The 23147-nt window shown below is 64.3% G+C and carries 23 protein-coding genes; 17 read left to right on the forward strand and 6 right to left on the reverse strand.

Annotated elements, in window-relative coordinates:
• Positions 1-297: 297 nt before the first annotated feature.
• A complete protein-coding gene (locus C8N34_RS21920; RefSeq protein ID WP_108130506.1) occupies positions 298-678 on the forward strand; it encodes a hypothetical protein in 381 nt (126 codons plus the stop codon).
• Positions 679-814: 136 nt separating this feature from the next.
• Here the strand turns inward: C8N34_RS21920 and C8N34_RS26985 are convergent, their stop codons facing one another.
• Positions 815-1429, reverse strand: coding sequence for a site-specific integrase (locus C8N34_RS26985; protein WP_242013885.1), 615 nt, complete (start codon positions 1427-1429; stop codon positions 815-817).
• A 576-nt stretch (positions 1430-2005) separates the two neighbouring features.
• On the opposite strand from C8N34_RS26985, the gene dusA reads away from it, so the two are divergent.
• Positions 2006-3025, forward strand: a complete 1020-nt coding sequence (gene dusA / locus C8N34_RS21930; protein WP_108130507.1) for a tRNA dihydrouridine(20/20a) synthase DusA — start codon at positions 2006-2008, stop codon at positions 3023-3025.
• On the opposite strand, the gene C8N34_RS21935 is transcribed toward dusA, so the two are convergent.
• Positions 3010-4215, reverse strand: coding sequence for a multidrug effflux MFS transporter (locus C8N34_RS21935; protein ID WP_108130508.1), 1206 nt, complete (start codon positions 4213-4215; stop codon positions 3010-3012). The genes dusA and C8N34_RS21935 overlap by 16 nt on opposite strands.
• Positions 4216-4337: 122 nt before the next feature.
• On the opposite strand from C8N34_RS21935, the gene C8N34_RS21940 reads away from it, so the two are divergent.
• The gene (locus C8N34_RS21940) at positions 4338-5156 is read left to right on the forward strand and encodes a sulfite exporter TauE/SafE family protein (protein WP_054303771.1); all 819 of its coding nucleotides are present in this window, start codon (positions 4338-4340) and stop codon (positions 5154-5156) included.
• Complete coding sequence (locus tag C8N34_RS21945; protein ID WP_108130509.1) at positions 5150-5896, forward strand: phytanoyl-CoA dioxygenase family protein; 747 nt, start codon at positions 5150-5152, stop codon at positions 5894-5896. The genes C8N34_RS21940 and C8N34_RS21945 overlap by 7 nt, the downstream gene beginning before the upstream one ends.
• Positions 5897-5972: 76 nt before the next feature.
• On the opposite strand, the gene C8N34_RS21950 is transcribed toward C8N34_RS21945, so the two are convergent.
• The 3 genes from C8N34_RS21950 to ccmI are packed head-to-tail and all read right to left on the reverse strand — an operon-like array spanning position 5973 to position 7922.
• Positions 5973-6203, reverse strand: a complete 231-nt coding sequence (locus tag C8N34_RS21950; RefSeq protein ID WP_054303769.1) for a DUF1289 domain-containing protein — start codon at positions 6201-6203, stop codon at positions 5973-5975.
• Positions 6193-6681, reverse strand: a complete 489-nt coding sequence (ruvX, locus tag C8N34_RS21955; protein ID WP_108130510.1) for a Holliday junction resolvase RuvX — start codon at positions 6679-6681, stop codon at positions 6193-6195. Before ruvX ends, C8N34_RS21950 begins: the two co-directional genes overlap by 11 nt.
• A complete protein-coding gene (gene ccmI, locus C8N34_RS21960) occupies positions 6678-7922 on the reverse strand; it encodes a c-type cytochrome biogenesis protein CcmI (RefSeq protein WP_108130511.1) in 1245 nt (414 codons plus the stop codon). Before ccmI ends, ruvX begins: the two co-directional genes overlap by 4 nt.
• 205 nt (positions 7923-8127) lie before the next feature.
• Here ccmI and C8N34_RS21965 point away from each other — a divergent pair, with 205 nt between their 5' ends.
• The 8 genes from C8N34_RS21965 (at position 8128) to C8N34_RS22000 (ending at position 15567) form a co-directional block, all read left to right on the forward strand.
• Complete coding sequence (locus tag C8N34_RS21965; protein ID WP_108130512.1) at positions 8128-9375, forward strand: sarcosine oxidase subunit beta family protein; 1248 nt, start codon at positions 8128-8130, stop codon at positions 9373-9375.
• A 79-nt stretch (positions 9376-9454) separates the two neighbouring features.
• Positions 9455-9778, forward strand: a complete 324-nt coding sequence (locus C8N34_RS21970; RefSeq protein ID WP_054303765.1) for a sarcosine oxidase subunit delta — start codon at positions 9455-9457, stop codon at positions 9776-9778.
• Positions 9775-12753 carry a sarcosine oxidase subunit alpha family protein gene (locus C8N34_RS21975; RefSeq protein WP_108130513.1) on the forward strand — a complete coding sequence of 993 codons (2979 nt, stop codon included), beginning with the start codon at positions 9775-9777 and terminating at the stop codon, positions 12751-12753. Before C8N34_RS21970 ends, C8N34_RS21975 begins: the two co-directional genes overlap by 4 nt.
• On the forward strand, positions 12746-13297 hold the full coding sequence (locus tag C8N34_RS21980; RefSeq protein ID WP_054303763.1) for a sarcosine oxidase subunit gamma: 552 nt from the start codon (positions 12746-12748) through the stop codon (positions 13295-13297). The genes C8N34_RS21975 and C8N34_RS21980 overlap by 8 nt, the downstream gene beginning before the upstream one ends.
• 81 nt (positions 13298-13378) lie before the next feature.
• Complete coding sequence (locus C8N34_RS21985; protein WP_145693776.1) at positions 13379-13834, forward strand: hypothetical protein; 456 nt, start codon at positions 13379-13381, stop codon at positions 13832-13834.
• Between the two features lie 84 nt (positions 13835-13918).
• Positions 13919-14347, forward strand: coding sequence for a hypothetical protein (locus tag C8N34_RS21990; RefSeq protein WP_145693779.1), 429 nt, complete (start codon positions 13919-13921; stop codon positions 14345-14347).
• 50 nt (positions 14348-14397) lie between these two features.
• Positions 14398-14841 (forward strand): hypothetical protein, encoded by a 444-nt coding sequence (locus C8N34_RS21995; RefSeq protein ID WP_108130514.1) that lies wholly within the window; start codon positions 14398-14400, stop codon positions 14839-14841.
• Between the two features lie 123 nt (positions 14842-14964).
• A complete protein-coding gene (locus tag C8N34_RS22000; RefSeq protein WP_108130515.1) occupies positions 14965-15567 on the forward strand; it encodes a superoxide dismutase in 603 nt (200 codons plus the stop codon).
• A 61-nt stretch (positions 15568-15628) separates the two neighbouring features.
• Here C8N34_RS22000 and C8N34_RS22005 read toward each other — a convergent pair whose 3' ends face one another.
• Positions 15629-16180: a winged helix DNA-binding protein gene (locus C8N34_RS22005; RefSeq protein ID WP_199750752.1), complete on the reverse strand. Its 552-nt coding sequence runs from the start codon at positions 16178-16180 to the stop codon at positions 15629-15631.
• Between the two features lie 114 nt (positions 16181-16294).
• Here C8N34_RS22005 and C8N34_RS22010 point away from each other — a divergent pair, with 114 nt between their 5' ends.
• From C8N34_RS22010 to C8N34_RS22030, 5 genes are all read left to right on the forward strand, one after another.
• Positions 16295-17386, forward strand: coding sequence for an LLM class flavin-dependent oxidoreductase (locus C8N34_RS22010; protein ID WP_054303758.1), 1092 nt, complete (start codon positions 16295-16297; stop codon positions 17384-17386).
• A 141-nt stretch (positions 17387-17527) separates the two neighbouring features.
• On the forward strand, positions 17528-18679 hold the full coding sequence (locus C8N34_RS22015) for a mandelate racemase/muconate lactonizing enzyme family protein (protein ID WP_108130517.1): 1152 nt from the start codon (positions 17528-17530) through the stop codon (positions 18677-18679).
• A 149-nt stretch (positions 18680-18828) separates the two neighbouring features.
• A complete protein-coding gene (gene tgt, locus C8N34_RS22020) occupies positions 18829-19959 on the forward strand; it encodes a tRNA guanosine(34) transglycosylase Tgt (protein ID WP_108130518.1) in 1131 nt (376 codons plus the stop codon).
• 173 nt (positions 19960-20132) lie between these two features.
• Positions 20133-22541 carry an endopeptidase La gene (lon, locus tag C8N34_RS22025; RefSeq protein ID WP_054303755.1) on the forward strand — a complete coding sequence of 803 codons (2409 nt, stop codon included), beginning with the start codon at positions 20133-20135 and terminating at the stop codon, positions 22539-22541.
• Positions 22542-22677: 136 nt separating this feature from the next.
• Positions 22678-23133 carry an HU family DNA-binding protein gene (locus tag C8N34_RS22030; protein ID WP_108130519.1) on the forward strand — a complete coding sequence of 152 codons (456 nt, stop codon included), beginning with the start codon at positions 22678-22680 and terminating at the stop codon, positions 23131-23133.
• Positions 23134-23147: the final 14 nt, after the last annotated feature.

Consider the following 23147-nt stretch of genomic DNA (forward strand, 5'->3'; position numbering starts at 1 on the left):
CAACCCGCCGACACCCGAAGCGGCGGCGGCATAACCGAGGCGGAAAACCACTTAGAAAACGCCCGGAACCTGTTCAGAGCAACCGAACCACCTCTCGCACGGCAGGTCCTGTTCTGTCGTCCAACTGTGTGATTGCAAAATCGACCGCCCCTGTCGTCGATCGAGCGTGCTTTCACGAACGTACTTCCCATTTTGGTAACGCATAGTCGCTCGCTCGGTCATCTCCGTCAGAACCAGCCCGATCGGGATGGCGACCAGGTACGCAATTGTCGGTCGGAGCGGCGACCAGATGGTACCATGCCCATACTGACCATATTTCCGGTCGTGGCGGACGGTCTCCCGCTCTTCGATCTTTGCGCGCTGCAACTTCTGATCCGGAGGGGCGACCTTCAGGCGCTGACCGCTCCCGGCGGGTTCGGCGAAGAGGATAAGCGCAGTGAGGCGAAGGCCCGCTCCGAGAGCCTTCAACAGCTTTCGGATATCATGGCGGATTGGACCAAGGCGCTCTCCGTCGAGGCCGAAAAGCGTATGCAGATGGTGGACGGAGAGCGGCGCGTGCATCTGGAAACCCGGCTACGTTTGGCGCGCTCGATGCTCGGCGATCTCGATCCGCTATCATTCATCGAGCAGTGGGTTTCGCCGGAGGAGCGCTACCAGAGAAAGTTCATGGATGAATAGGGTGCCAATAGGATGGACGGCATATCGCTAACCTGCCTCTATCACAGCATTCAGCGGCTATGAAAGTTGATGTCTGTACTTGGCAGAACCTAGGGTGATGCGCGGGTCCTTTCGATGAGATTGACGCACTGGCGCATCATGTGTCGCCGGTTGCGAGCTGCAAGCCCGGCCAGTTTGCATATTTGTCACCGGTTTCGCGGATGTGCGTATAGCGTTTCAGGCTAACCCATGACCTGTGTCCGCTGACCGCTGCGACATGAGGAATGTTCCAGCCCCTTTCGAACAGCCGAGAAATGCCTTCGTGGCGCAGATCGTGGAAGTGCAGATCTTCGATTCCGAGCAGCTTGCAAGCGCGGGTGAAGTTGGCCGTGATCGCGTCCGGAGAGTAGGGGAAGATCTCAGCCTTGCTCTTGCGCATGCTGTCGATGATCCGAATGGCTTCCTCGGGCAGATCGACCCAGGTATCGTTTCCGAGCTTCTCGCCGGGATGCTTCATGTCACGGACCAGAACGCGTTTGTGTTCCTTCTGGAAATCATCCCAGGTGAGTCGGGTGATCTCTGCCTGTCGGCGCGTCGAGAAGAGAGCGAACACGATCACCTTGTGCATGGGCATGGCCTGAGGCGTTCTCTGGCGCCGATCAATGAAGTGAGCCAGCAGCCGGTCGAGTTCATCGAGGGTGGGCCTGCGGTTCCGCTGCGCGGAACGCGAGATGATCCCCATACGGCGCGCGACGGTGATCGCGTCTCTCATCTCCCGATCATCCAGCCGAAAGTCCCACATCGGCCGTGCTATGGCGAATATGGAGGCGAGATGGCTGGCGTAGTTCCCGACGGTTTGAGGTTGTCCGGGCAGAGACTGAAGGAACTCGATGATATCCTTCGACTTGATGGTGGAGCAGGGCAGATCGGCGATCGGGTAGGTGGCTATGGTCCTGAGGACCTGGGCCTTTGTGCGACCGATGTCCTTCCCCGTTTTTTCGGTGTAGCACTCAATCGCTTTGGACAGCGAAGGGTCAGATACGTTCAGCCCTTCCAGCGCACCAGGCTTTGCTAGCTCTTTCTCGCGGTTCTTTATCTAGGCGGTTGCGGCAGGGCGCCTGTCAAAGGTCTTTGTCTCATGATAGGAGGTTCCTTCTCGCATCACTCGCACGCGCGCAAGGTATCTGCTGCTGCCATCCTTTCGCTTGCGTATACTGATCGAACCCATGATGACCTCCGGACTTGGTACATGGGAATTCTATTTGGTACATTGTGCCAAGTTCAGCGTCGAAATCGGCGTATTTGGTACAGAACAGGCCGGAACGAGGCGAAGGCAAGGCGAAGATAAGTGACTGATAAAATAGAAAAACAATATTTATCTACGGCCTCCCGCCTGTCCGTTGCGCCCATGATGGACTGGACGGACCGGCATTGCCGGTTTTTCCACCGGCTGATGACGCGGCGGGCGATGCTTTACACCGAGATGGTCACCGCGCCGGCGATCCTGCACGGGCCGAAGGCACGGCTCCTGGATTTCAGCGCCGAGGAACATCCTGTCGCCCTGCAACTCGGCGGGTCCGATCCGGGCGAACTTGCACGGGCCACCGCCATTGCGCAGGGCTGGGGCTATGACGAGATCAACCTGAACTGTGGCTGTCCGTCGGATCGGGTGCAATCGGGCTGTTTCGGTGCGGTGCTGATGGAGCGCCCGGCGCTGGTGGCGGATTGCATGCGCGCCATGGCGGCGGAAAGCGATGTGCCGGTGACGGTGAAATGCCGGATCGGTGTCGATGACCAGCTGCCGGAGGAGATCCTGCCGCGCTTCATCGAAACCGTCGCCGGGGCCGGGGTTACGCATTTCGTGGTCCATGCCCGCAAAGCCTGGCTTCAGGGTCTCAGCCCCAGGGAAAACCGCGAGATCCCGCCGCTCGATTACCCGCTGGTGTTGGCTATGAAGCGGCGGTTCCCGGAACTGACCATCTGCATCAACGGCGGCATTGCCACGCTGGAACAGGCGGGTGCGCTGCTGGCCGAGGGGCTGGACGGGGTGATGATCGGGCGTGCCGCCTATCACGATCCGGGAAACGCGCTGATCGGAGTGGATGCGCTGTGGGGCGAAGATCATGCGCCGGACCGTGCGGCGGTGGTCGCGGCGATGAAGCCCTATATCGCGGCGCATCTTGCGGCGGGCGGGCGGCTGCATCAGGTGACGCGGCATATGCTTGGCCTGTTCACCGGCCTGCCCGGCGCACGCGGCTGGCGCCGCGTGCTGTCGGAAGGGGCCTCGCGCCCCGGTGCGGGGCTTGACCTGCTGGATGCTGCATTGTCCGAGGTGCAGCGCGCAATGGCCGTTCAGGCCGAGGGCTGAGCCTCGGGCGCGGGCAGCCGCGCCACCACCAGTGCCAGCAAGAAAGCCAGCGCACCGCAGAGCGCGATGGCTGCCAGCATCGGCAGCACCGTGCCATCGAAGAACGGCGCGGAAACCGCGATCATCACGCCCCCGGCCAGCATCTGCATCGTGCCCCCCAGCGACGAGGCGAGACCGGCAATCGGTCCGTGTTCCTCCAGCGCCACCACCATGGCGGTGGGGATCACCAGCCCGAGGCAGGCATTGGCGAGGAACAGCCCGCCGATGGTTAGCCAGAGGCCGGAAATCCCTGCCAGCGCCAGCAGGAACAGCCCGATGGTGAACACGGCAAAGCCGGTGGTCGCCCGCACCATGACCGTCTGCGCGCCAAAGCGCATGCCCAGCCGCGCCGCCATCTGCGAGGCGCCGAAGAATCCCACCGCATTCAGCGCGAAAGCCAGCGAGAATTGCGTGGGCGTCAGGCCGAAGGCCGCCGCATAGACGAAAGAGGCTGAGGCGATGAAGACGAAAAAGCTCGCCATGCCAAAGCCGCCCAGGAAGGTCAGCGCCATGAAGCCGCGATGCGTCAGCAGATGCCGCGTGCCGCGCAGCATGGCCGAAACCGAGACGGGCTGTCGCGCAGAGGGCGGCAGGGTCTCGGCCAGCAGGAAGCGCGTCATCGCGAGGCTGATCAGCGTGGCCACCACCAGAACGCCGAAGATCGCGCGCCAGCCCGCCAGCATCATCAGACCGGCGCCTGCCAGCGGTGCAAGGAAGGGCGAGACGGAAATCACCAGCATGATGGCCGCCATCAGCCGTGTCGCCTCGTGCCCCGTCGTCATGTCGCGGATCACCGCGCGCGGCACCACCATCACCGCCGCACCGCCAAGACCCTGCACGAAGCGCCCGGCAATCAGCGCTTCGGTCGAGGGGGCCAGCGTGCACAGGACCGAGCCGATCAGAAAGATCGCCAGCCCCGCATAAAGCGGCAGCTTGCGTCCCGCCTGATCCGCCCAGGGGCCATAGATCAGCTGCGCCACGCCGAAGGCGAGGAAATAGCTGGTGATCGTGGCCTGCATGGCGGGCACGCTGGCATTCAGGCTTTGCCCGATCTCGGGCATGGCAGGCAGATACATGTCGATGGCGAAGGGGCCAACGGCGGACAAAAGCCCGAGCACGAGTGCCGGGCGCAGGAAGGATGACGCGGACATGGGAAAACCGTTAGAAAAAGTGACTCCCTCTCTAACCTTTTCTGCGCCGCTGCACAATGCACCTCTGGAACCTTCCGCGCCTTGCGGCTAGCGTCGGGCCGATCCAAGGCGGAAGGTGCCCCATGCCCGACATCTATACTCTGTTGCCGATGCTGGCGCTGCTTGTCGTGATCGGCGGTTTCGCCGGGATCATCGCGGGCCTTCTGGGGGTCGGCGGAGGGATCGTTCTGGTGCCCGCCTTCTATTACGCCTTCTCGCATCTGGGCTATGGCGGTCCGCAACTGATGCAGGTCTGTCTGGCGACCTCGCTGGCCACGATCATCGTCACTTCGGTTCGCTCGGTGCTGGCCCATAACCGCAAGGGCGCAGTGGACTGGGAAATCCTGAAGGGCTGGGCAATCTACATCGCGGTCGGGTCGGTGGCGGGCTTCCTGCTGGCGAGCCGCCTGAAATCCGTCACGCTTCAGGCGATCTTCGGCTGTCTTGGCCTGATTGCCGGACTTTATATGGCATTCGGGCGCGCGGACTGGCGGCTGGGGCCGGAAATGCCGCGCGGCGGCCTGCGGCCGGTGCTGGGGGGCGGGCTTGGGTTCTTCTCGGTGCTGATGGGGATTGGCGGCGGCACCTTCGGGGTCCCGATGATGACGCTTTACAACCTGCCGATCCATCGCGCGGTCGCCACAGCAGCGGGTTTCGGGCTGATCATCTCGGTCCCCTCGGCCATCGGCTTCCTGACGCTGCATGTCGATCAGGCGCCGCCCGGCACCCTGGGTGCGATCAACTTCCCCGCTTTTGCCGTGATCGTGGCGATGACGCTGATCACCACGCCCATCGGGGTGCGCATCGCCCATGCGATGGATGCCAAACCGCTGAAGCGTGCCTTCGCCCTGTTTATCCTCGTGGTCGCGGTGAACATGCTGCGCAAGGCAGCGGGGTGGTAGGCGCGCGCGGCTGGCACCGGATCGGTCCCGATCCGGCAATCGCCAACTGGGCGGCAGCGGCCCGTCCGGTGGCCGAAGCCGTGCTGCGTGACAGTGCCGAGCCATGGCGCTGTGGCGGCACATGGTTTGTCGGCGTCGATGCCTTGCCGAACGGACCGGATGGCGCCATGGGTGGCGCCGGTTTCCCGTGGCAGGCGGTGGGCCTTGCGCCCGAGCCGCTGCATCCGGCGCAGCTTTCCGTCATGCGCCCCGGCTATCCGCAGCCGTCCGAGGCGGAAACGCCCGCCGCCTTCGCCTTCCGCCGCGACCGTGATGCCGCGCATCTGGACGGGCTTCTGGCCGATGCCGCGAAACGCCGCCGCATCGCCGAGCCGCATCACTGGATTCTGGGCATGGCCCTGAACGAAACCGACCCCGAGGCCGCGCCGCTGGTGGTGTGGGAGGGCAGCCACCGCATCCTGCAAGCCGCGCTGGCCGCAGCGCTGGCGCCGCATCCGCCCGCGCGATGGGCTGAGGTGGATATCACCGATGCCTATGTCGCTGCGCGCAGGCAGTGTTTTGAAACCTGCCGCCGGGTCGCCGTGCCGTCCCGGCCCGGTCAGGCGGTGTTGATGCACCGGCACCTGCTGCATGGAGTCGCCCCCTGGGCGGCGGGTGCCAAGGCCCCGCCGGAAGGCCGGATCATCGCCTATTTCCGGCCGCTCATGCCGGATGTCGCAAGCTGGCTCATGCCAGAGTGATACGCAACGCTGGCGCCTTCCACGGCAGTCGGCACGCGGCGGCTCGATGCCGCCAAGGGCCGGGTCAGTTGCCGGGTCAGCCTTCCAGTCGCCCGGCGCGCCCGCCGCGCCGCCTGACCAGCCGGGGCGCCCGCGCGGGCAGGTCTGCCATCACGGCGCGTCGTGCCTCGGGTGTCATCCGTGACCAGGCGCCGATCTCGTCAATGCTGCGATAACAGCCGACGCAAAGCCGCGCTTCCGGGTGGATCACGCAGATCTTGACGCAGGGGCTGTCGACTTCGGCCCGTTTCCAGATCTCATCCGTCACGTTCGGCCTCCCGCCGCAGATGCGCCAGCCGGTCCAGCGCCCCTTGCAGGATAAACCCGGCCGCCACATGGTCGATCACCTCGGAGCGACGCTTGCGCGACGTATCCGCCTCCAGCAGCGCGCGTTCGGCGGCCACGGTGGACAGGCGTTCATCCCAGAACAGCACCGGAAGCGGCGTCAGCTTTTCCAGATTGCGGATGAAGGCGCGGGTCGATTGCGCGCGCGGGCCTTCGCTGCCATCCATGTTGCGCGGAAGGCCGATCACAATGCCGACCGTCTGCCGCGTTGCCAGCAGCTTCAGAAGCGCCTCGGCATCCAGCGTGAATTTCTTGCGCCGGATCGTGCGGTCTGGCGTCGCCACGCCGCGCATCACGTCGGAAAAAGCCACACCGATGGTCTTGGTGCCCAGATCAAGCCCCGCCAGCGCCCCCATGCGGGGCAGGGTGGCGGTGAAATCGGCGGCATCCTCGAAGCTCATTCCGCCACCCCGGCCTGCACGGCGGCGGCGCGCACCTTCGCCAGATCTTCGGGCATGCTGGCAAAGCGACCCTGCGCCTCGGTCCAGATCGCGCGCGCGCGGTCGGTCTGGCCCAGCACCCCCAGCGCCCCGATCAGGCGCGCCCATTCGTCGGCGCTGCCACCCTCGGTCGCCAGCCGTTCGTTCAGCCGCTCGACCATACCTTCGATCATCGCCTGCCGGTCCTCGGCCGACATCTCGGCCGCTGCGGCGACATCCCCGGCGCCAGGGCCAGGCATCATGCCCGCCATCGGGCCAGCAGCGGCGCCGGGCGGCTGATACCGGACACCGGCGCGCGCGGCCATGTCACCGATCTGTTCCTGAAGCGGTTTCACCCAGGGCGAATCCGGTGCCGCAGACTCAAGCGCGCTACGCCACAGGGCAAAGGTGCGGTCCGCCCGGTCGACCTGCGCGAACATCAGGCCGGAAAGATACAGCGCCGCCGTATTCTTCGGATCGCGGCGCAGCGCCTCGGTCAGCGCGGCCTCGGCTTCGGGCGAGACATAGCCCCCCGCCGCATAAACCAGCATTTCCCCCAGCAGCGCATAATCCTCGGCGGTGGCGGCATCCCCCGCCAGCCGGATCACCTCGCGTTGCGCGGCATAGGCCGCGCGGTAATCGCCCAGCCGGGCCTCGTTTTCCGCCAGCAGGCGCTGGCCGCGAATGTCGTCGGGCCGTTCGGCCACGGTGCTGCGAAGCTTTTCCATCAGCGACAGATATTCGGCATCCGCGCCCTGCGGCTGCACCGGCGCGGGCGCATCTGCCTCGGCCACGGCCTGCGACGGGCGGTTCTCCTGCAGCTTTTCCGACATGGCCAGCCGCGCGGCCATCGGCATGTCGGGATAGCCCGGCGCGCCCAGGCTCCAGTAAAGCGCACCGGCCCCGGCCAGTGCCAGCACAACCACCGGCAAGCCCAGACGCGGCCCTTCGGCAAGGCGGGTGGTTCCGGCGGCGCGGCTCTGCCGGTCAGCCTCCAGCAGGCGACGCGAGATTTCGGTGCGCAGACGCCCGGCTTCTTCTGCCGCGATTGTCCCGCGCGCGGCGTCGCGTTCGATCCCCGCCAGCTGGTCGCGATACAGCTGCACATCCAGCGCCGAGGCCGGAACCTCCGCCGCCGCGCCCGCACCGCGCCGGAAGCCCATCAGCAAGGCGATGCCGCTGCCCAGCGCCAAAGCCCCCGCCATCAGCCAGAAAGTCCACATGCGACGCCTCTCCCGCGCCCCTGTGGCGCCTTCCCAACCCATGTAGTGCCTCGTCCCGCGCGGCAAAAGCCCGAAATGCCGCCAGCCCGGCGACAGGGGGTCGACATGATGTCGCAATTTTCCCCATTGTGCCGCTTCGGCAGGCGGATATTTTCCGCCGTCAGGGCATGACTGCACCATACCCGGGACGGGAGTTTGACAACCCATGAAACGCTATTCGGTCTTTGCCATCGCCCGCGAGGCTTTGCGCTATCACCAGGGATGGGAAAAAGCCTGGCGCGCGCCCGCGCCCAAACCCGCCTATGACGCCATTATCATCGGTGCGGGGGGGCATGGCCTCGCCACCGCCTATTATCTTGGCAAGAACTACGGGATCACCAATGTGGCGATTCTGGAAAAGGGCTGGCTGGGCGGTGGCAACACCGGGCGGAATACGACCATCATCCGGTCGAACTATCTCCAGGACCCGTCGGCGGCGATCTACAACAAGGCGCTGAGCCTTTACGAAGATCTGAGCCAGGATCTGAACTACAACGTGATGTTCAGCCCGCGCGGCCTCCTGATGCTGGCGCAGACCCATCATGAGGTGCGCGGCTACCTGCGCACGGTGCACGCCAACAACCTGCAAGGCGTCAAGACCGAATGGATCGGACCGGAAAAAGTGAAGGAGCTGGTGCCGATCATCAATATCGACGGCCCGCGCTACCCGGTTCTCGGCGCGCTCTATCAGGCGCGTGGCGGCACGGCGCGGCACGATGCCGTGGCCTGGGGCTATGCCCGCGCCTGTTCGGCCATGGGCATGGATATCATCCAGCAATGCGAGGTCACGGGCGTCCGGTCCGAAAACGGGCAGGTGACGGGCGTTGAAACCACCAAGGGCTTCATCGGCACCCGGAAACTCGGCATCGTCGTCGCCGGGCATTCGGGGCAGGTGGCCGATATGGCGGGCTTCCGCCTGCCGGTCGAAAGCCTCGCGCTTCAGGCGCTGGTGTCGGAACCGATCAAGCCCTGCATGGATGTGGTGGTCATGGCCAACACCGTCCACGGCTACATGTCGCAATCCGACAAGGGCGAAATGGTCATCGGCGGCGGCACCGACGGGTTCAACAACTTCACCCAGCGCGGCAGCTTCCACCATATCGAGGAAACACTCCGCGCGCTGGTTGAAACCTTCCCGATGATTTCGCGGCTCAAGATGCTGCGGCAATGGGGCGGCATCGTCGACATGACCGGCGACCGCTCGCCCATCATCTCGAAAACCCCGCTCGGCAACTGCTTCATCAACTGCGGCTGGGGCACCGGCGGCTTCAAGGCGATCCCCGGCTCCGGCTGGGCCATGGCCGAGCTGATGGCCAAGGGCGAACCCGGCCCGCTCGCGGCCGAGTTCAACATGTGGCGCTTCCGCGAAGGCCAGTTCATCGACGAGTCGGTGGCGGCCGGGGTGGCGCACTGATGTGTCATTTTCTGTCTGAAAATATCCCGGGGGTCCGGGGGCTGCGCCCCCGGGGTTCCCGCAAACACGAGGCCCGCACATGCTGATCCTTGAATGCCCCTATTGCGGCGTGAAGGCCGAGGAAACCGAACTCTCGCCCGGTGGCGAGGCGCATCTGAAACGCTTCGGCCCCGGGTCCACCGGCGAGGAATTCGAAGCCTACATGTTCGCCCGCAAGAATCCGAAGGGCGTGCATTTTGAACGCTGGCGCCATGCCTATGGCTGCGGCAAGTGGTTCCTCGCGGCGCGCTGCACCGCTACGCTGGAGGTCTTCGGTACCTATTCCGCCCAGACCACCGAGCCGCCCGCCGAAATCGTCGAGAAGATCAAGGCCAAGCGGCCGGACTGGAAGGGCACCAAATGAGCACCCGTCTTGCGAAGGGCGGCCGTCTGATCGACCGGACGGCGCCTTGCGAATTCACCTTCAACGGCAAGCGCCTGAAGGGCTTTGGCGGCGACACGCTGGCCGCGGCGCTGCTGGCCAATGATCAGATGCTGGTTGGCCGGTCGTTCAAATATCACCGTCCGCGCGGCATCGTGGCCTCGGGCGCGGAAGAGCCGAACGCTCTGGTCAACATGGGGCAGGGCGGCCGGTTCGAGCCGAACCAGCGCACCACCACGACCGAGCTGTTCGATGGCCTGACCTGCACCTCGCAGAACCACTGGCCGAGCCTGGAACTCGACGTCGGTGTGGTGAACAACTATGCCAGCCGCTTCCTGCCTGCCGGGTTCTATTACAAGACCTTCATCCACCCGCGTTTCGCGTGGAAGCACATCTTTGAACCTGTGGTCCGCCAGTCGGCGGGTCTGGGTCAGGTGCCGAAGGACCGTGACGCGGACCGTTACGAACAGGCCTATGCCTTCTGCGACATCCTCGTGGTAGGCGGCGGGATTGCCGGTATTCAGGCGGCGCTGACGGCTGCGAAGGCGGGCAAGCGCGTCTGGCTGGTGGAGCAGACCGCCCATTGGGGTGGCCGCGCGCCGGTCGATGGTATCGAGATTGAGGGCCAGCCCGCAGAGGTCTGGGTGAAGAACGCCGTCCAGGCCCTTGAAAGCATGGAGAATGTGACGCTCCGCAGCCGTTGCATGGCCGCGGGGTCTTATGACCACGGCTATGTGCTTTGCGACGAGAAGGTCGCCGATCATACGCCGGGCGACGGGCGTCCGCGTCATCGTCTGTGGCGTCTGCGCGCCGGGCAGATCATCGCGGCGACTGGCGCCATCGAACGCCCGCTGTCCTTCGCGGGCAATGACATTCCGGGCGTCATGCTTGCGGCGGCGGTGCGCGATTACCTGATCAACTGGGCCGTCGCGCCCGGCGACCGCACTGTGATCGTGACCAACAATGATGACGCCTATCGCACCGCCATCGCGCTGAAAGAGGCGGGGCTGGAGGTGCCGGTGGTGCTGGACGCCCGTGCCAGCGTGACGGGTGAACTGCCCGCGAAGGCCCGCGCCATGGGCATCCGGGTCGAGGCGGGCAAGGCCATCGCCAAGGTGAAGGGCGGCAAGCGCGTCACCGGCGTCGCCATCTGCGCGCAGGTCGGCCAAGGCTCGGTTCTGGAAGAGATTGCCTGTGATGCCGTCGCCATGTCGGGCGGTTGGTCGCCGGTCGTCCACCTGTGGAGCCATTGCGGCGGCAAGCTGCGCTGGGACGAGGCGCAGGCGCAATTCGCCCCCGACAAGGCCCGACCGCCGCTGAACCATGATGGTGCTGCGCTGGTGGTGACCGCTGGTGCGGCCTCGGGGGCGCTGTCAGCCGCCGATGTGCTGCTGGACGCCACTGACGCCGCTGGTGGCGGTATGGCCCCCGTGGCCACCGCCCCGCAGGAAGCGGCGATGGAGCCGGTCTGGATCATGCCACAGGGTGCGCCGGTCGATCTGCGCATGAAGATGTGGCTGGATTACCAGAACGACGTCAAGGTCAGCGACGTGCAACTGGCCGCGCGTGAGGGCTATACCTCGGTCGAACATACCAAGCGTTACACCACGCTGGGCATGGCAACCGATCAGGGCAAGCTCAGCAATATCAACGGTCTGGCGGTTCTGGCCGACAGCCTGTCGGCCCCGGTGCCGCAGGTTGGCACCACGACCTTCCGCCCGCCCTATACGCCCGTGACCATCGGCGCGTTGGCGGGCGAGGCGCGGGGCGAGATCTTCCAGCCGCTGCGCACGACGCCGATCCACGCCTGGCACCTGTCCCAGAACGCCTATATGGAACCCGTCGGCCTGTGGCAGCGCCCCTATTGCTATCCGCGCGCGGGCGAAACCCATGAACAGGCGGTGCACCGCGAGGTGAAGAACACCCGCACCAATGTGGGCCTTCTGGATGCCTCGACCCTTGGCAAGATCATCGTCAAGGGGCCGGATGCAGGCAAGTTCCTCGACATGCTGTATACCAATGTCATGTCGAACCTGCCGGTGGGCAAATGCCGCTATGGCCTGATGTGCAACGAACAGGGCTTCCTGTCCGATGACGGCGTGGTTGCGCGCATCGACGAGGATACCTGGCTTTGCCACACCACCTCGGGCGGGTCGGATCGCATCCACGCCTGGATGGAAGACTGGCTGCAATGCGAATGGTGGGATTGGCAGGTCTATACCGCCAATGTCACCGAGCAATATGCCCAGATCGCCGTGGTTGGACCCAACGCCCGCAAGGTGCTGGAGAAGCTGGGCGGCATGGATGTCTCGAAAGAGACCTTGCCCTTCATGCAATGGGCCGACGGCACGCTGGGCGGCTTCAACGCACGGGTCTATCGCATCTCGTTCTCGGGCGAATTGTCCTATGAGATCGCGGTGCCGGCCAGCGAAGGCCGCGCCTTCTGGGATGCGCTGCTGGCGGCGGGGGCCGAGTTCGGCATGATGCCTTACGGCACCGAGGGGCTGCACGTCCTGCGCGCCGAAAAGGGCTTCATCATGATCGGCGACGAAACCGATGGCACGGTGATCCCGCAAGACCTGAACCTCGGCTGGGCGATTTCGAAGAAGAAGGCCGATTATCTGGGCAAGCGCGGGCAGGAACGGCCCTATCTGGCCAATCCCGACCGCTGGAAGCTGGTGGGTCTGGAAACGCTGGACGGATCGGTCATCCCCGATGGCTCTTACGCGCCGGCGCCAGGCTTCAACGCCAATGGCCAGCGCAATACGCAGGGCCGCGTAACCTCCACCTATTTCTCGCCGACGCTGGGCAAGGGCATTGCCATGGGTCTGGTGAAAGGGGGCCTGACGCGGCTGGGCGAGACCATCGAGATGACGAAGCTCGACGGTTCGACCATGCAGGTGAAGATCGTGGACCCGGTGTTCTACGACAAGGAAGGGGAAAAGCAGAATGTCTAAGGTCGCAAGCGCCCTGGGCGGTGCCCGCTTCGACGGCTTCGCCTCTGTCCGGGAAATCGGCCCGCTGGGCATGATCACCCTGCGCGCCAAGCCTGATGTACCGGGTCTGGCGGCGGCGGTGACCGCCGTCACCGGCACCGCGCTTCCCGCGCAGCGCCGGATCGAGGTGGCGGGTGACAAGGCCGCAGGCTGGATGAGCCCTGACGAATATCTGCTGATCGTCCCCTATACCGAGGTGAAAGCCGCGCTGGCCACGCTGGCAGAAAAGCTGGCCGGACAGCATCATCTGGCTGTGGATGTGTCGGACGCGCGCGCGGTGTTCCGGATTGAAGGCACGCAGGCGGCCGAGGTGCTGATGAAGCTCGCGCCGGTTGATCACGCGACGCTGGCGCCGGGCGAGTTGCGCCGGACCCGCTTGGCGCAGGTGGCGGGCGCCTTCTGGGCGGATGAGACGGGCTACAGCCTCGTCTGCTTCCGCTCGGTCGCGGGCTATGTGATGGGCCTTCTGTCGCATTCCGCCACCAAGGGCGCAGAGCTGTTCTGACCCGCTCACTTTGCAGTTGACAGATCCGGGGCATTCATGCGCTACAGGTTGTAGGCGCGTGTATGCCCCGGAGTTACCAGATTGTTTTCAAGACGTTTTGTCGGGCTGATGATCAGCCTCTGCGCGGCCCTGCAGGCAAATCACGCCCGGGCCGCAACACCCCCCGTGATCTATGGCTGCGAGGTGACGGCGAAAAACCGGCTTGCTCTTGCCAAGAACCCGCTGTTGATCATGTTCGATCCTGCCAACAAGGTTGTGCTGGCCATGGACCCGCTGATCCATTCGGTTACCGGCGGTTCAGGGGTAACGGCGCAGGTGGTGCGTGACACGCCGAAAGATCTTGTGCTGCGCTGGACGCTGAAAGGCGTGCGTGACAACCGCTCCGCCCGGTCCGATCTGCGCTACGAGGCCAGGATCGGCCGCAAGGATGGCAGCCTGCGCCTGACCATCGTGCCCGAAGCCTATCCGGGCAGCTATTCCTATCGTGGGCATTGCGAGGTGGTTCGCGACAAGCCCGGCAAGCGCCCGAAGAAGTGATGTCCTTCTGCACCGGCACGCCGGTGCGAGGCGCCCGTACGGCGGGGCGACTGTGGTGCCGTGTTTCAGACTTGGGAGTAAGTCATGCGTAACGTGTTTGGTATTGCGGCGAGCGTCATGTTGCTGGCCGCAGGGGCGGCTCAGGCCGCGCCGCAGGCGTTGATTTGCACGCAGAAAGTGTCAAATTACGAATGGGTGATGCCGGAAATCCTTTTCATCCTGGATGAAGCGCAGGGCAGCGCGCAGGTCTACGATGGCGTCATCGCGCACTTTGTCGGGAAGAAGCCGATCCCGGCCAAACTGAAGGCGGATGGCGATACCGTCACCTGGGATGTGCGTGTGCGCGGGAGCAAATCGGCCCGGACGGGTACCATCATGTACACCGCCACCTTCAGCAAGGATCGCCGCAAGGTCTCCCTGTTTGGTGCCCCGCGTGGTTACGACAATTCCACCAATGTGCGCGGTACCTGTAAGGTGCTGAAGGACGAACCTGCGAAGAAACGCAAGAAATAATCTTCCTTTCAGGCCAAGCACGACTGTTTCAAGGGTATATGGAGAGTAACATGCGGAAAATATTCGGTATTGCGGCCGCGGTCGCCCTGATTTCCGGCTTTGCCGGGGGGGCGCATGCGGCGGACCCGGTGACGGTTTATTGCACGACTGGCAAGCAAACCAAGGGCTCTCCCATTCCGCCGGACATGATCATCCAGATGGTTCCGGGAACAGGTGTGGCGGTGGTGGCCGACGGGCTTACCCAAAAGGTCACCGGCGGTTCGGTGAGTGCCAAGGTCACGCAGGACGATGACCGTCAGGCCACGTTTAAATGGGAAGTGCGTGGCGCCAAGGGACGGAATGCCCGCAACGCCAGCCTTGCCTTTACCGGAACGCTCATCAAGGCGACCAATGAAATTCGCCTTTCCGTGATTCCGCGGGGCTTTGACAATCGCTTTACCTCGCGCGGCCAGTGCGAGGTTCGCGCGGACGCGCCGAAGAAGCGCAAGAAGTGATCCACCCTCCCGCCGGATGAAGGACAGGGTTTTTGTCGGGAACCGGGAGGTGCCCCTTGACCTTGTTCCTTTGGGGGGCCTTATTGGCCCCGACGGCAATCTTCTCGAACAGGAGTGACTCCCATGGCTTTCACGCTTCCCGATCTTCCCTATGCCCATGACGCGCTGGCCGCGCTCGGCATGTCGAAAGAGACGCTGGAGTACCACCACGACCTGCACCACAAAGCTTATGTCGACAACGGCAACAAGCTGATCGCGGGCACCGAGTGGGAATCGAAATCGCTCGAAGACATCGTGAAGGGCACCTATCAGGCCGGCGCCGTGGCGCAGAACGGCATCTTCAACAATGCCTCGCAGCACTGGAACCACAACCTGTTCTGGGAAGTGATGGGTCCGGGCGAAGACAAGAAGATCCCCGGCGCGCTGGAGAGTGCGCTGGTCGAGGCCTTCGGCTCGGTCGCCAAGTTCAAGGAAGACTTCGCCGCCGCCGGCGCGGGCCAGTTCGGCTCGGGCTGGGCCTGGCTGGTGAAGGACAAGGACGGTTCGCTGAAGGTCACCAAGACCGAAAACGGCGTGAACCCGCTTTGCTTCGGCCAGACCGCGCTGCTGGGCTGCGACGTGTGGGAACATTCCTACTACATCGACTTCCGCAACAAGCGCCCGGCCTATCTGACCAACTTCCTTGACAAGCTGGTCAACTGGGAAGCGGTTGCTGCCAAGCTCTGATCTTTTCGGGATCATGCGCAGGCCCGTCGGGGAAACCCGGCGGGCCTTTTCTGTGCCGGTTTCAGTGCCGGTGGGTGGCGGCAGCCCGCGCGGCTTCCTCATAGATGCCTGACAGCAGGTTCAGCGTGCGCGCGGCTTCGGCCAGACGGGCGGCGAAACCCGGCACATTGCCGATCGCCTCGATCAGCAGACGGCGGCGCAGCGTGCCGTAATCATCGGTCACCTGGCGGCCCTGGTCCGTCACCTCGTAGGTGACGCCCGCACGGCCCGAGCCCTTGCGCTCCACCAGACCGGCGCCGATCAGCTTGCGCAGCGAATATTGCATGTTCGGCACGTCGTCGCGGTTCATCAGCCGGGCGAGGTCCTTCAGACTTTTGGGCCGGTCATTCATGCGGATGATGTGCAGCATGGCGTTTTCCGGCCCGGTTGCCGCCACGTCGCAGACCGAGGCGAGGCATTCCGACTGCCAGCGCCCGAATCCCTCGAAGGCGCGCATCAGGGCAAACTCCAGCTCGGTCGCATCGACTTCGGCGGCGCTGGCGGCAAGGTGCCAGCGCAGGTCCAACCGGGTGTCGGCGTCATCGCTTTGAGTTTGAAGGGTTTTCTTCGCCATTGGTTTTCCGTCATCCATACCCGCAGCATGGGGCGGCAAAACCGTTGACGCAATGCGATTTTAAGATAGACTTTCAATCATAAAATAAATCCTAAACCAACAGGGACCGCTGACATGCCGCAACACCCGATGCTCTCGGGCGATCGCTTTCGCCTTGGCACTTTCTCGACCAACTGCTCGTCGGGCATGACACCGACGAAGATTGCCGAACGCTGGGACAATTCCTGGGACAACAATCTTGAACTGGCGAAGATGCTCGATGCCGCCGGCATCGACTTCATGCTGCCCATCGCCCGCTGGATCGGCTACGGCGGCGAGACCGATTTTCACGGTGGCGTGCTGGAAACGATGACCTGGGCGGCGGGTCTGCTGGCCTCGACGAAGAACATCGCCGTCTTTTCCACCATCCACACCACCGCCAACCATCCGGTCGTCGTGGCGAAACAGATCGCCACCATCGACCAGATCGGCCATGGACGCGCCGGGCTGAATATCGTCGCGGGCTGGAACAAGCCGGAATACGAGGCGCTGGGTCTGGACCTGCCCGACGATCACGAAACCCGCTACGGCTATGCGCAGGAATGGTTCGATCTGGTGAAGAAGCTCTGGTCCTCGGATGAGCATTTCGACTGGAACGGCAAGTATTTCAAGGCAAAGCGCGTGAAGGGCGATCCCAAGCCGCAGCGCGGTTCTGTGCCGATTCTCAATGCGGCGGGCAGCCCGCAAGGCCGCGCTTTCGCCACCGACAACGCCGATTTCCTGTTCACCCCGGCCATCGACCTTGAGCGGTCAAAGGGCGAAATTGCCGATTTGAAGGCGCAGGCCGCCGCCAAGGGCCGCAAGGTCGAGGTGCTGACATTCAGCCATGTGATCTGCCGCCCGACCGAGAAGGAAGCGCAGGACTGGCTGCATTACACGGCGGTCGAGAATTGCGACAAGGAAGCCGTGGACAATCTGGTGAACCTGCAATTCGCCCATGCCCACAGCTTCCCGCATGACCTGCTGGCGCAGATCAAGCACCTGTTTGCCATGGGCCATGGTGGCTTCCCGCTGGTCGGAACCCCCGATCAGGTGGCGGCAGGCATCGTGAAGCTGCACGAAACGGGCTTTGCAGGCACCACGCTCAGCTTCGTCGATTACATCAAGGAATTCCCCTATTTCCGCGACGAGGTTCTGCCGCGTCTGGAAAAGGCCGGCATTCGCTGATCTTGCCCTAACCCCTGACTGGTCCGGCCTCGCGCCGGGCCTTTCTTTTGAGGGCGGGGACAGGCCAGATTTTCCCGAAACGCTCTAGGCAAGCCCGCGCGCCTCGCGCATGCTGGCCCTGACGCGCCTGTGGAGGGGAAGATGCTCACCATCGCCCGGCTGGAAACCTTTTCCAACGAATTCGTCTGTTTCGTGCGGGTGACCGCGCAGGATGGCTCTTTCGGCTGGGGGCAATGCGCGCCCTATAACGCCGACATCACTGCCGCGATCTTCCACCGCCAGATCGCGCCCTGGGCGCTTGGCTGGCCGGTGGCCGAGGCGGCTGAACTGGGCACCCACATCCTGACGATGGAACACAAATACCCCGGCAGCTATCTGCAACGCGCGCTGGCGGGGCTGGATACCGCGCTCTGGGATCTGCGGGGGCGGGTGGCGGAACAGCCGGTGGCGGTGCTGATCGGCGGGCGGCCGGGCAGGGTGCGGCTTTACGCCAGTTCCATGCGCCGCGATATCCAGCCGGATCTGGAGGCGGAACGTCTGGCGCGCCTTTGTGGCGAACAGGGCTTCACCGCCGCGAAATGGCGCATCGGGGCGGAATGCGGTGCTGACCGTGACCAGTGGGAGGGGCGGACCGAGGTCATCATTCCCACCGTCGCCGCGCGTCTGGGGCAGGGTATTGATATGCTGGTCGATGCCAATTCCGGCTTCAGCCTGCCGCGCGCCATCGAAGTGGGCCGCAGGCTGGAAGATAATGGCGTCGCCCATTACGAGGAGCCCGTTGCCTGGTGGGATATCGACGCCACTCGCGCGGTGACCGAGGCGCTGGAGATCGACGTGACCGGCGGCGAGCAGGATTGCGACATGGCCCAGTGGCAGCGCATCGTCGCAGCTCCGGCGGTGGATGTGGTGCAGCCGGACATCCTGTATCTTGGCGGCCTCACCCGCACGCTCGATGTCGCGCGGATGGCCGCCCACGTGGGCCTGCCCTGCACACCCCATGCCGCGAACCTGTCGCTGGTCACCATCGCCACCGCGCATCTGTTGCGTGCAGTGCCCAATGCCGGGAAATACCTCGAATTTTCCATTGAGGGCGATGATTACTACCCGTGGCAACGCGGGCTGTTCGAGGGCGATCCCTTCCGCGTCACCGACGGTCAGATCGAAGTCACCGACGCCCCCGGCTGGGGTGTCGAACCCGCTGCTGCATGGCTCGCGCAGGCCGGGCACCGCGAAACCTCGACCGAGGGCTACGCCCCCTCCGCCTACAACCGCCTCTATCACGGGCAAAGCTGACCCGGATCATTTTCTGTCCGCAAATATCCCGGGGGAATCGCGCGGCACGCGCGATGGGGGCTGGCCCCCGATCCGGCCGACACCCCGCGTCAGGCTTGGCTTTTGCCGCATTTCCCGGCATCAAGCGCGCTGGACCGAAGGACAGGACCATGACGCAAAGATTCGGCTTTCAGCTGCACGCCACCAATGGCCGCGCCCGCACCGGCGTGATCTCCACCCCACGCGGCGAGATCCGCACCCCCGCCTTCATGCCGGTCGGCACCGCAGCAACGGTGAAGGCCATGCTGCCGGAATCGGTGCGCGCGACAGGGGCCGACATTCTTCTGGGCAACACCTACCATCTGATGCTGCGCCCCACCGCCGAACGCATCGCGCGTCTGGGGGGCTTGCACAAGTTCATGAACTGGGACCGCCCGATTCTGACGGATTCCGGCGGCTTTCAGGTGATGAGCCTCGCCAGCCTGCGCAAGCTGACCGAAGAGGGCGTGCGCTTCTCCAGCCATGTCGACGGTTCCAAACACATGCTGACACCGGAACGCAGCATGGAAATCCAGCGCCTGCTCGGCTCGGACATCGTGATGTGTTTCGACGAATGCCCGGCGCTGCCCGCGACCGAGGACGAGGTGGCGAAATCCATGCGCCTGTCGATGCGGTGGGCGCAGCGCTCGCGCGACGCTTTCGGTGACCGGCCGGGCCATGCGCTGTTCGGCATCATGCAGGGGGGCGTGACGCCCGAACTGCGCGAGGAAAGCGCTGCGGCACTGAAATCCATCGGCTTTGACGGCTATGCCGTGGGTGGCCTTGCCGTGGGCGAGGGGCAGGAGGCGATGTTGGGTGTTCTGGACTATGCGCCGGGCTATCTGCCCGAGGACAAGCCGCGCTATCTGATGGGCGTGGGCAAGCCCGATGACATCGTGGGGGCGGTGGAACGTGGCATCGACATGATGGATTGCGTGCTGCCCTCCCGCTCTGGCCGTACAGGTCAGGCCTGGACCCGGCGCGGGCAGGTCAATATCAAGAATGCCCGCCATCAGGATGACCCGCGCCCGCTGGACGAAAACTGCACCTGCCCGGCCTGCCGCAGCTACAGCCGGGCCTATCTGCACCATGTTTTCCGCGCGGGTGAGATGATTTCCGGCATGCTGCTGACCTGGCACAACCTGCATTATTATCAGGAGCTGATGCAAGGCCTGCGCGATGCCATTGCCGAAGGCCGGATGGCCGCTTTTGTCGCCGATTTCCACGCCCGGCGTGCCGAAGGCGATATCGACCCGCTGTAAACCCGCTCCGGTGCCCGCATCGGGTCGCCCCACAAAGGTACCGATCCGGCCAATGTTACCGGCACCGCGGTTGACAGTTCCATGACAGCCCCCCAGATATGGAGGCCAGAGGGGGAAGCCAGGGCTGCCGATGGTCGGGGCCGGGGTCTTCCTGCCAGAGGAAGGAAACGCGCATGAGCGATATTCACACGCAAAGCTTCCCGGTCCTGCCGCTGCGCGACATCGTGGTGTTCCCGCATATGATCGTGCCGCTGTTCGTCGGACGGGACAAGTCGGTGCGTGCGCTGGAAGAGGTGATGGCCGAAGACCGCCAGATCCTGCTGTCCAGCCAGATGGACCCGACAATTGACGACCCCAGCGCGGAAGGCATCTACCGCACCGGCGTGCTGGCGAATGTGCTTCAACTGCTCAAGCTGCCCGATGGCACCGTGAAGGTGCTGGTCGAGGGCAAGACGCGGGTGCGCATCACCGAATTCCTGACGAACGACTCGTTCTTCGAGGCCCGCATCGCACCGCTGGAGGAAACCCCCGGCGACATCGACGTGGTGGAGGCTCTGCTGCGCGCCGTGGCCGAGGAATTCGAACGCTACGCCAAGATCAAGAAGAACATCCCCGAAGAGGCGCTGGCCGCCGTTTCGGATACCCGCGAACCTGCGCGTCTGGCTGACCTTGTCGCCGGGCACCTGGGGGTTCCGGTCGCCCAGAAGCAGGAGCTTCTGGAAACGCTCGATGTGGGTGAGCGGATGGAGAAGGTCTATGGCCACATGCAGGGCGAAATGTCGGTCCTGCAAGTGGAGAAGAAGATCAAGTCCCGCGTGAAGAGCCAGATGGAGCGCACGCAGCGCGAGTACTATCTGAATGAGCAGATGAAGGCCATTCAGAAGGAACTGGGTGACGGCGAGGACGGCCAGAACGAGCTGAACGAGCTGGAAGAACGCATCCGCAAGACCGAACTGTCGAAAGAGGCGCGCGAAAAGGCCGAGGGCGAGCTGAAGAAGCTGAAGTCCATGAGCCCGATGAGCGCCGAGGCGACGGTGGTGCGCAACTACCTCGACTGGCTCCTGGGCGTGCCGTGGGGCGTGAAGTCGCGCGTCAAGAAGGATCTGGGCGCCGCCCAGAAGGTGCTGGATGCCGACCACTACGGGCTTGAGAAGGTCAAGGAACGTATCGTCGAATATCTGGCGGTGCAGGCGCGCTCGACCAAGCTGAAAGGCCCGATCCTGTGCCTCGTCGGCCCGCCCGGCGTCGGCAAGACCTCGCTGGGGCGTTCGGTCGCCAAGGCGACTGGGCGCGAGTTCATCCGCATTTCCCTTGGCGGGGTGCGCGACGAATCGGAAATCCGCGGTCACCGGCGCACCTATATCGGATCGATGCCCGGCAAGATCATCCAGGCGCTGAAAAAGGCCAAGACGACCAACCCGCTGATCCTGCTCGATGAAATCGACAAGATGGGCCAGGATTTCCGGGGTGATCCGGCGTCGGCCATGCTGGAGGTGCTGGACCCGGAACAGAACGCGACCTTCGTCGACCACTATCTTGAGGTGGAATACGACCTGTCCAACGTGATGTTCCTGACCACGGCCAACAGCTACAACATGCCGGGGCCGCTGCTGGACCGGATGGAGATCATTTCTCTGGCCGGCTATACCGAGGATGAAAAGCGCGAGATCGCGCGCCAGCATCTGCTGCCCAAGCAGGTGGAGGCGAACGGTCTGAAGAAGGGCGAGTTCAGCATCACCGATCCGGCGCTGAACGACGTGATCCGCTACTACACCCGTGAGGCGGGTGTGCGGAATCTTGAGCGCGAGATCGCGAAACTTGCCCGCAAGGCGGTGACCGACATTCTCAAGAAGAAGACGAAAACCGTCGAGGTGACGCCCGAGAAGGTGGGTGAGTATCTGGGCGTGCAGCGTTTCCGCTATGGTCTGGCCGAGAAGGAAGATCAGGTGGGCGTGGTGACGGGGCTGGCCTGGACCAGCGTGGGCGGCGATCTGTTGCAGATCGAGGCACTGAAGCTGCCGGGCAAGGGCCGGATGAAGACGACCGGGAAACTGGGCGATGTGATGAAGGAATCGATCGACGCGGCGTCGAGCTATGTGCGCTCGATCAGCCCCGATATCGGGGTGAAGCCGCCGAAGTTCGAATCGCTCGACATCCACGTTCACGTTCCTGACGGTGCCACGCCGAAAGACGGGCCTTCGGCCGGTCTGGCCATGGTGACGGCCATCGTCTCGGTCCTGACCGGCATCCCGGTCCGCAAGGACATCGCGATGACCGGCGAGGTGACGCTGCGCGGCAATGCCAGCGCCATCGGGGGTCTGAAGGAGAAACTGCTGGCGGCGCTCAGGGGCGGCATCAAGACCGTGCTGATTCCCGAGGAGAACGAGAAGGATCTGGCCGAGATTCCTGACAATGTGAAGGAAGGGCTCAAGATCATTCCCGTGACCCATGTGCGCGAGGTCCTGGCACAGGCGCTGGTGCGTGCACCCGAGCCGGTGGAATGGGACGAGGCCGCCGAGGAGGCTGCCGCTGCCGCAGCGGCCGCCAAGGCCGGGCCGCAGACCGGGCAGGTTGCCCACTGAACCCAAAAGGGCGCGGGAAACCGCGCCCTTTTTTCTGGCAATATTGTTGCCTTGTGGCGAACGGTTCCTGCCACATGTTTCCAGAACAGAAATTCTGCCCTATTGTCGCGGCACAAGTCGAGTCCATGGGGAAAATATGGCCACGAAACCCTCTGACGCTGCCAAGGCGGCACCCAAACGCACCAAGAGCACCGGCACCGCGACACGCAAGCCCGCCGCCGTCGCGAAGGCAAAGGCAGCACCCAGGGCGGCCGCCGAAACTGCCGCGCCCGATGCGGTGACCACGGCTGCGCCCGCTGCCAGGCCCGCGGGTGAGACGCTGAAAGTGCAGCGCCTTGTGGCCGAGGTTGCCGCCGCGACGGGCGCGAAGAAGCCGGTGGTGAAAAGCGTCGTCGAGGCCGCGCTGGCCCGGATCGGCGAGGCGCTGTCGCAGGGGCAGGATCTGAACCTGCCGCCGCTGGGCAAGGCCAAGATCGGCCGCCAGAAGGGCACGGCCGGTGACGAGATGATCGTGATCAAACTCAAGCGCGGCGGTGGAAAAACTTCGGACAAAAAAGATGTGACAGAGGGGGTTGCAGAGGCCGAAGACTGAGGCTAAACACCGGC

The organism is Gemmobacter caeni (assembly GCF_003054195.1).
Classification (GTDB): Bacteria; Pseudomonadota; Alphaproteobacteria; order Rhodobacterales; family Rhodobacteraceae; genus Gemmobacter; species Gemmobacter caeni.